The following is an 8,170-nucleotide window of genomic DNA, read 5'->3' as shown; positions in this document are numbered from 1 at the left end:
ATCCCAAATTTAATACCGTTATTGACTTAATGCCATTTGGCGAAATTGAAGAAAAATTCACAGTAAATTTCAATCAGCGTAACACCTATTTACACGTATTAGGACTTACTGAAGTATTACAAGAGCAGGAAACAATTAAGATAGAAGAAAAGTCGGTGCAAATTCCATCATTACCAGGAATGGTTATTTTAAAACTAATTGCTTGGAGCGACAGACCCGAAGATCGTGGTAATGATTTGTATGATATTTTGAGAATTATAGAACATTATTTTGACTTAAATTTTAATGAAATAGTAGAACACCACTTTGATACTTTTCCGGATGACGATAAACTAGACCAGTTTAAAATTGCAGCAAGAGTATTAGGACGGAAAGCCAGTAAATTTTTAAATGTTTCCAAAGCAATAAACGATAGAATCCTAAAAACCATTAATGAAAACGTTGTGAATGTAGAGAAGTCAGCTATCGCAAAACAATGGATTAGAGATAAAGATTGGGATTTAAAATATGCTGTTGAAATACTGGAGGAGTTGAAAAAAGGATTGGCAGAAATAAAATAGGTTTTGAATTTTTATAATAGCTAATGGATTAGAAATCTAAAATGGTCCAAAAACTTCATTCTATTGCTCTAAAATTATGAATAACAATTAAAAGCACAAATCAAATTAATATATTACAAAATGTGGGATTCATTTAATACTTATGGTGGCAGTTATCAAAATTCATTTGAAACCCTATGCAATCAATTATTCGAAAGATATTTATCGAGAAACTATGCTACTTCAATAAATGAATTCAAAGTAATAAATGGTGCTGGTGGTGATGGCGGAATTGAAGCTTACGGTAAACTATCAAATGGAAGTTTTATTGTTATCCAATCAAAATGGTTTAAACAAGCATTAAATAATAGTGAAATAACACAAATAAAAAAATCTATAATTACTGCATTAAATATTAGACCAAATATCATAGAATATATTATTTGTATTCCAAGAAATGTTAGTTCTAAAAAGAATAGCAAAAATGGAAAGCTTGCCAAATTCACAGAAGATGAAAGAATTAAAAATTTTGAAATAGAAATAAAAAAATCTTCACCCAACGTTAAAATTACTTGGTGGTTTGAGCAAACTATTTTAAATGAATTACAATTTCCAGAAAACGAAGGAGTAAATAAATATTGGTTTGAAAAAGAAGTAATTCATTCAAGTTTTTTAAAAGACAAATTTGACTTGCAAAAAACCAATTACTGGCTTAAAGAAAGATATGTTGGTGATTTACATACAAAAGGAGATATTCAAAATTTAATAGACAAACAACTTAATAGTTTACCGTTTAGAAAAAAGATACTTGCCAAAATATTAGATCTCAAAAATAAAATAAATCACACTTTAAAAATTTCTACCAAGTTTATCAATGTCACTGTAAATTCAAATGAATTCAAGAACAAACTTGAAATAATTAATTATTTTCTTGATGAGTTAATAAAATGTTCGACGGAATTAGAAACAAAATTAGCAAATGGAATTGAAATAAATTTAAGCATAAATGACGAGAAAGAATTAACAATTTTGAACACTATTTATGAGGCTGTTGAAATACTTGAGACTATAAATCCATCAGATTTTCAGAAACCTATATATCAAAATTTAAAAATTTGTTTGAGAGAGCTTAATACCGAGATTATTAATAAATATTTAGAGATTGAAAATAATTTAACTCTAATATCGACTAGCTTAATTTTGGGAAAGCCAGGAACTGGGAAAACACTTGGTTTGGCTTATGCAGTTGAAGAATGTGTAAAAAAATCTGCACCAGCCATATTAATTCAAGCAAAAGGAGCTAATTCTAAAGATTGGACACAATTATTATCCAAAGAATTAGAATTAACTAATTGGAACAAGAACGAGATTTTCAATGCCCTTGAAACAATTGCAGTTAGAAAAGATTGTCAATTAGCTTTTGACAATATTAAACCAGCTGAAAATACAACTGTATTGATTTGTATTGATGGTCTTGATGAAGACTTTTCAAACGAAGCAAATTGGTACGACAGAATTAATGAAACAATTGAAATAACTAATAAATACAAAAGGATTCGGTTTGTTTTTAGCGCAAGAGAATATTTTTATAATAATCAAAAGTTGCCAGTTTATAAAAAACAATACGAAGAATTAAGATTAAAAAGAGAAGGTGATGTAAAGGTAGAAGATGTTGCAAATAATTATTTCAAAAAATATAATATTAACATTGAAAATCATCAATTAGTAAAAGGATTAGATAGTTTATTTGCTTTAAAATTATTTTGCGAAAACTATAAAGGTTCAACAATCAAAGGAAATGATTTTGTTCAAACTGCCACTTCTAAACTTATTAATTTAAAAGTCGAAAGAATAAATAATGAATATTTAGAATCACTAGAGACTAAAAAATCTAAATCCGTAAAACCTGTTTTAGATTTCTTAAATATAATCTCTGATTTATTTTATTATACTTCAGAAGTAAGTCATACTCAAATTTTTGATTTAGAAATTGAAAATAAATTAAAGTATTTAGATAATAATGAGATAGAGCTTTTAATTGAATTTTTATCAAATAATGGAATTCTTATAAAATATGAAAGAGACAAAAACACTAATTCAATATTAAAAACAAAAGAAAGTTTCTATAATTTTAGTTATCAATCAATACTTGAAACTATTGTCTCAAGCAAAATTAGTCATTCAATAATAAATGAAGATATTGATTGTTTACCAGATTCTATCTTTGAGCCAATACCTTTATCAAATGAATTAGACGATATAAATAATCCTTACATTGATTTTATCCCAAATCGAAAAATCATCGAAAACATTATTACAGATGTATTTATAAAGAATCAAAAACTTATCGGTATTGATAATTTTTTGACAAAAGGATTTTCTGAAAGCGAAATTTTCGAACTTCAATTAAGTACTTTATATCTAGCACCTAATGATTTAAGTAGTAAGTTTAAAGATTGGATAATTACAATATTTAAGGAAGATTACATTAAAAGATTTCAAATTATACAAAATTTAATTATACCTCTGGCATATGATAATGAAAGTGCTTTTAATGCAATGTTTCTTCACCATATTTTAAAAAATATTCCAAGTGTTTTTGAAAGAGATAAGTTTTGGTCAGGTCTCGATAGCACAGAAAAAAAAATAGTTTCAAGTAAATTAAATATTAGAGAATACGAACTAAATGAATGGTCAATAAAAAGTATTCTTGATGATAATTTTGATTTAGACGAAACTGATATGTTCAATGAACTCCCATTAGTATATACTTGGGGTCTGACAACTATTGACCAAAAGCTACGAGAAAAAATTCGTGTCAAATTAACGAAATGGGCTTTAATTCTTCCAATAGAATTCAAGAAACTTTTAGATTTAATGGTGCAAATTGATGACCCGCAGATTAATGAAGATTTAGCATCGATTACCTTGGGAGTAGCAACCAAATGTAAGGACAAAAATGCTATACTCGAAATTGCATTATGGTGTTTAAACAATATTTTTAATGATACTAATAGATTTAGAAATGTAATCATTAGATATGGATTTAGATCAATAGTCGAAAGAGCTTTTCAATTTAGACTAATATCAGAAATCGAGGTTGAGAAAGCAAGACCAACCAAAAAAGAAGATTTTATAATTTTAGATGTTGATAAAAAATACATCGATAATCCTAAAGAAGAGTTTTATCCAATTGGTCACGATTTGTCTTGGTATGTTATAAAAGAAGCCTACGATGATTTCTTATCAATAGCTACTGGCTTCAATTCACATTCATATGAAAAAAGCAATCCATTTATTAGTGATTTCTATAACAAATATAATATAGTTCTTAAAGGCAGTACCTCTTCAAGAACTTGGGGTATGTCAGCTGCAATTGCATATATTAAATCTTTAGGCTTTGACAGAACAAAAGGGAGTGTATATACCGACGCCAGTCACGGTAGTAAAAGTAGAGAATTCACGTATGAAGAAAAGTATGTTTGGCTAGCTGTTCATTATTTAAAAGGATATTTATCTGACTACTTGCCTTATAAATATGATGAAGAAAATAGAAAATACGATTGGATTGATGATTATTCTAAAATTGTACATATAAATAATCCAATAGAAGATTTACAAATTAATCTTGAAAGTGAAGTAGATGAATATTTTAATCCGCCATTGTGGGTAATTAAAGATGGATTAGCTCCAGAAATTGACAGTTCAAAAGATATTCAAAAAGAAATCAATAGGATTGTCAGTAAAGAACCCAAAATAGATTTTAATAATTGGTTAATCTACAACAATCTTGATTTTGATTCGGAAATTGAAAACGAATATTTGGCTATTAATCAATACACTTCGCTAATAAATTCATCAAAAACCATTAATTCTTATATAGAATGTATTGGTTTTTTTATTCTTGAAGATGATTTTGAACATTTTTTAAATGAATTAAAAGAAGATTCAAAGTCTATTTCAATTAGTCATTTTGCATATCCTAATACTGATACTTACACAAATCCATCTAATTTATTTTGGATGAATTGGATAGATGAAAATAATAATTCATATGAATTTTTTGAAAATAAGTTCGTCTATAATTGCTTAACTAGAGTAATGAGTAATAACGTTGATGGAGAGGAGGAAATAAAAATACCATCGAAAAAAACTAGAGAATTGCTTAAAATTACAGAGTTAGATAATAATACTTATCTAAATAGTGATGGTAATGATATTGGATTTAAACATCAAATAAATACACAACAATTTAGTTATGGTGACACTCAAGAATTGATTTTGTTAAACAAAGAAATTTTATTAAATGCTTTAAAAATCAACAAATTGAAATTGTTTTGGTTAGGGAGTCATTTTATTAAAAAGAACCCATTAAACGATGAAATTAAAAAAATTAATCACATACAAAAATTTAGAAAATACATCATTTGGCTTGATGATAAAAATGAATTACAATCTTTAAAATATTCTGATAACACTTTTTCAAATGAATAAAAATTACATTCAATCTTGGATAGATCTGGCAATAGCGGATTTAGAAGTTTCACGAATTCTTTATCAAAACAAAAAGTATTCTAATTCCTTTTATCATTTTCAACAAGCTTCTGAAAAAGGGTTAAAAGCTTATGCTTTTATGATTAAAACATTTACCAAAGAAAATGATGCACATAATACGAGCCACTATACACTAAAAGTTTTTATAGATTCTGCAAACGAAAGACAAAAAGAGATAGCTTTTTTGAAGGATTATGAATTTGATAAAATTATTGGAAGTGAAAATTTAGATGAATATACGAATAATTTGAAAAGTGGTTTAAACACGTTACCACAAAAAAAAGAAATATTTGAATACTCAAATGAAATATTAGACGAAATATTAAAAACCATAAGTGAATTAAGCGAATACAAACTTGATTTTTCTCCTAATGATTTTAAACTGCATTTAATTGAAAAAATGGATTTAGTTTTTGATTTAATCTATAAAGTAAATCCTAAAAAAGCAGATGAAACTAGAAAAGAGTTTAATGATTTAATAAAGGATGATAAGCTACTAAATGAGTTTATAGAAAGTACAAAAGAGCATTTAAACAATACTATGATTGTAAATTATTATGTCTTAATACTTCTTTATTCAAATTTAATTTCACATAATCACAACAATAAATCAAGATATCCAGAGATTGATTTTAATCCATTAGAATACTACAATTTAAGTTGTCCTATAATTCGAAAATTACCTGAATTTTCTAAATACTTAAATTCAACATTACTTCAATTAAAAAAATGGAATGATCATATTAATTGAAAACCATTATCTCATTCAGCTGCACAAAAATCGCTTCTAGTCCAAGTATTCCTAGCATCAATTCTTTGTTTGCTTCATTTCGCTAATTGTGCTTCCAATAACGAGAACGATTTTTTTCGTTCGCTGGTAAAAAGACGTTTTACATTCCAATTGCCACTCCTTTGCCAACGCTCCAAAAGTTTTTGTATGCCCTAGAACGTTTACGATTCCAAAGGAAAATTAGTGGTAGGGCAACAAAAACTTTCCCCAAGCTGTGTTACATAATTGAGTATTATAGTTCATTACAAAGCTTTGTTATTGTTTTTTTGGTTTTTGCAATGAAGCTATAATATCATTTATGTAAAACAGCCGCCACACCCCACGCGCTTGGCGGTGGCTCTAGGATGGTTTTTTGAGAAGCTTCCTCGCACCTGCCGGCTCCTCAAAAAACCACCCTTCACCACCGCCCTCAACAACGTTAGCTATTTTATAAGGACGTTTTTCGAACTTAATAACTTTCAAGAACTTTTACGGTTACTGTTTTTAGCAACTTTGTGGTAAAATCGGAAGTCCTTGCATTGCTTTTATGAGTAGAAAAATGGCTTTAATCTGTAGTGGATTTGCCTATGGATAAAGCCATTTTTCTACCCATAAAACCAAAAAGCCAGCAAGAGTGTGGTTTTTTATTTGCCACAAACTATCGAAGTAATTGTTTTCACGATGGCCAGATGCCATACTACTTCCAAACAATTTTTTCTGTAAACTGAACACTGAATACTGCTAACTAAATTAGGCATCAAGCCATCATAAAAACAATCAGAAACACCCCAGTCAGCAAATAAAAAACCACACACTTGCCTGCGCTTCTGCACCATCGCACTAGGAATTATTTTTTCATTGTTTTTGTAAGTATTGAAAATCACTTGGAACGTTTCCCTCTAATTAAAAATATCCGAAAAAGTGATTTTCAATACCCACAAAATCAAGTCCAAGAAAGAGTATGAAATTTTAAAGCAGAAAAATAATCGGAATGGATTTTATATTTCTTTTTTCTGCTTTAAAATCTCATACCCTTTCTGAAGAACTTCCATCTTTCAATTCAACTTTTTTCGATTCCATTTCATAAGAAACACCTCGGTGGAAAGGAAAATAAAAAAATAAATAAAAAGAAAGTAAAGGTAAGCTCCAGTTTCAAGAAAAGAAAGTTCAAGCCTTCGGTTTTCAATAAAATCTCCACCCTACGTTTCCGATTCGCATCAACATTTGACTGGAATCAAAACTCAACTTCCGAACAACTTTATCGTAAAAGCCGGGTAGTATTTTCTTGAAAAAACTTGCTTTTCTTGAAACCTCCACTTGAGAGATGACTTTCTTTTTTTTCCTTTTTTTTCTTTTAAAAAATTATGTGTGCGGAGCGTAGCGAAGCACATTTTACTTAAATCCGAAGCTATGCCCAATTTCATCATCAAAACACATCAAAAAGATACGTTGTACACAAAACCTCATTTATATATTGAACAAAGGGATGAACAGCGGGAAGCCACAAAAAGAGCCATTTATAAATAGTTTTGTAGTAATTTTTCAAAATGAAGAAGATTGCGAAAATATCTATTTTGTGGCTTACAGCTTATGGAAAACCAAGTTTTGGCATCCATTTTTTGGGGGGTCGGTTATTCCGTTTTTACGGCTTCCAGATTTCTCAAAAGAGTTCAATACAAAAGCCAGTTTGATGATGCAAGAACACGAAGAGCATCAAAAAAATATTGCAGCTCTCAAACTTTTAGAGAAAAAAGAAAAACAATTTCACGAGAACATCAATCTTATCAACGATTTGAGAAGAGTAATTCTGTATCGCTATTCAAAAACAAAATAACCCAGCAGATCATACTGGGTTATATAATTATTGTGGACAGTCAGGAATCGAACCTGAGAAGTTAACTGCAATATGTTCATTCCCTAATTTAATATCAATTAGACTTTTTTACTTTTGGTCTGCCCGCGTTAACTCCTATCCACCTTTTCAAAAAAATTCCAATGTCATTCATATCTTCTAGATTTTTTATATAGTTGTAAACTGTTATTCCTCCGAGTGCAAACTGGAAAAAAGTTGCTGGGGGACATCTAAAAAAAGTAACCGATAAAAAACTAAGTATTACTAATATTCATAAATAGTTATTCCAAATATAATAATAAATTTAGTACATAACAAAAACATATTTCATTGAAAATCAACAAAATAATCAATGATAAATTAGAATAAAAGACTGATATTCATTACATTAAATAATTATTACCACATAATTTTTCTAATGAAGAACACCAGTCTAGAGAGTAAAGATACATCGTT

5 protein-coding genes are annotated in these 8,170 nt (G+C 28.4%); 4 read left to right on the top strand and 1 reads right to left on the bottom strand.

Annotation, left to right across the window (positions count from 1 at the left end):
• From PHC28_RS12150 to PHC28_RS12140, 3 genes are all read left to right on the top strand, one after another.
• Positions 1-560, top strand: a 560-nt coding sequence (locus PHC28_RS12150) for a nucleotidyl transferase AbiEii/AbiGii toxin family protein (RefSeq protein ID WP_300100718.1), incomplete at its 5' end; no start/stop codon positions are given.
• A 120-nt stretch (positions 561-680) separates the two neighbouring features.
• On the top strand, positions 681-5,033 hold the full coding sequence (locus tag PHC28_RS12145; RefSeq protein ID WP_300100715.1) for a hypothetical protein: 4,353 nt from the start codon (positions 681-683) through the stop codon (positions 5,031-5,033).
• Positions 5,026-5,844, top strand: coding sequence for a HEPN domain-containing protein (locus tag PHC28_RS12140; protein WP_300100712.1), 819 nt, complete (start codon positions 5,026-5,028; stop codon positions 5,842-5,844). Before PHC28_RS12145 ends, PHC28_RS12140 begins: the two co-directional genes overlap by 8 nt.
• A 662-nt stretch (positions 5,845-6,506) precedes the next feature.
• On the opposite strand, the gene PHC28_RS12135 is transcribed toward PHC28_RS12140, so the two are convergent.
• The gene (locus tag PHC28_RS12135; protein ID WP_300100709.1) at positions 6,507-6,746 is read right to left on the bottom strand and encodes a hypothetical protein; all 240 of its coding nucleotides are present in this window, start codon (positions 6,744-6,746) and stop codon (positions 6,507-6,509) included.
• Between the two features lie 590 nt (positions 6,747-7,336).
• On the opposite strand from PHC28_RS12135, the gene PHC28_RS12130 reads away from it, so the two are divergent.
• Positions 7,337-7,696, top strand: a complete 360-nt coding sequence (locus PHC28_RS12130; protein WP_300100706.1) for a hypothetical protein — start codon at positions 7,337-7,339, stop codon at positions 7,694-7,696.
• Positions 7,697-8,170: the final 474 nt, after the last annotated feature.

The sequence above is a fragment of the Flavobacterium sp. genome, assembly GCF_028712645.1.
In the GTDB taxonomy this organism is placed as follows: Bacteria; Bacteroidota; Bacteroidia; order Flavobacteriales; family Flavobacteriaceae; genus Flavobacterium.
This window is presented reverse-complemented; position numbering and strand designations above follow the sequence as displayed.

Bases quoted from the DNA above. Each gene is read 5' to 3' on its own strand.
- PHC28_RS12140 (WP_300100712.1), top strand. From the start codon at position 5,026: ATGAATAAAAATTACATTCAATCTTGGATAGATCTGGCAATAGCGGAT.
- PHC28_RS12145 (WP_300100715.1), top strand. From the start codon at position 681: ATGTGGGATTCATTTAATACTTATGGTGGCAGTTATCAAAATTCATTT.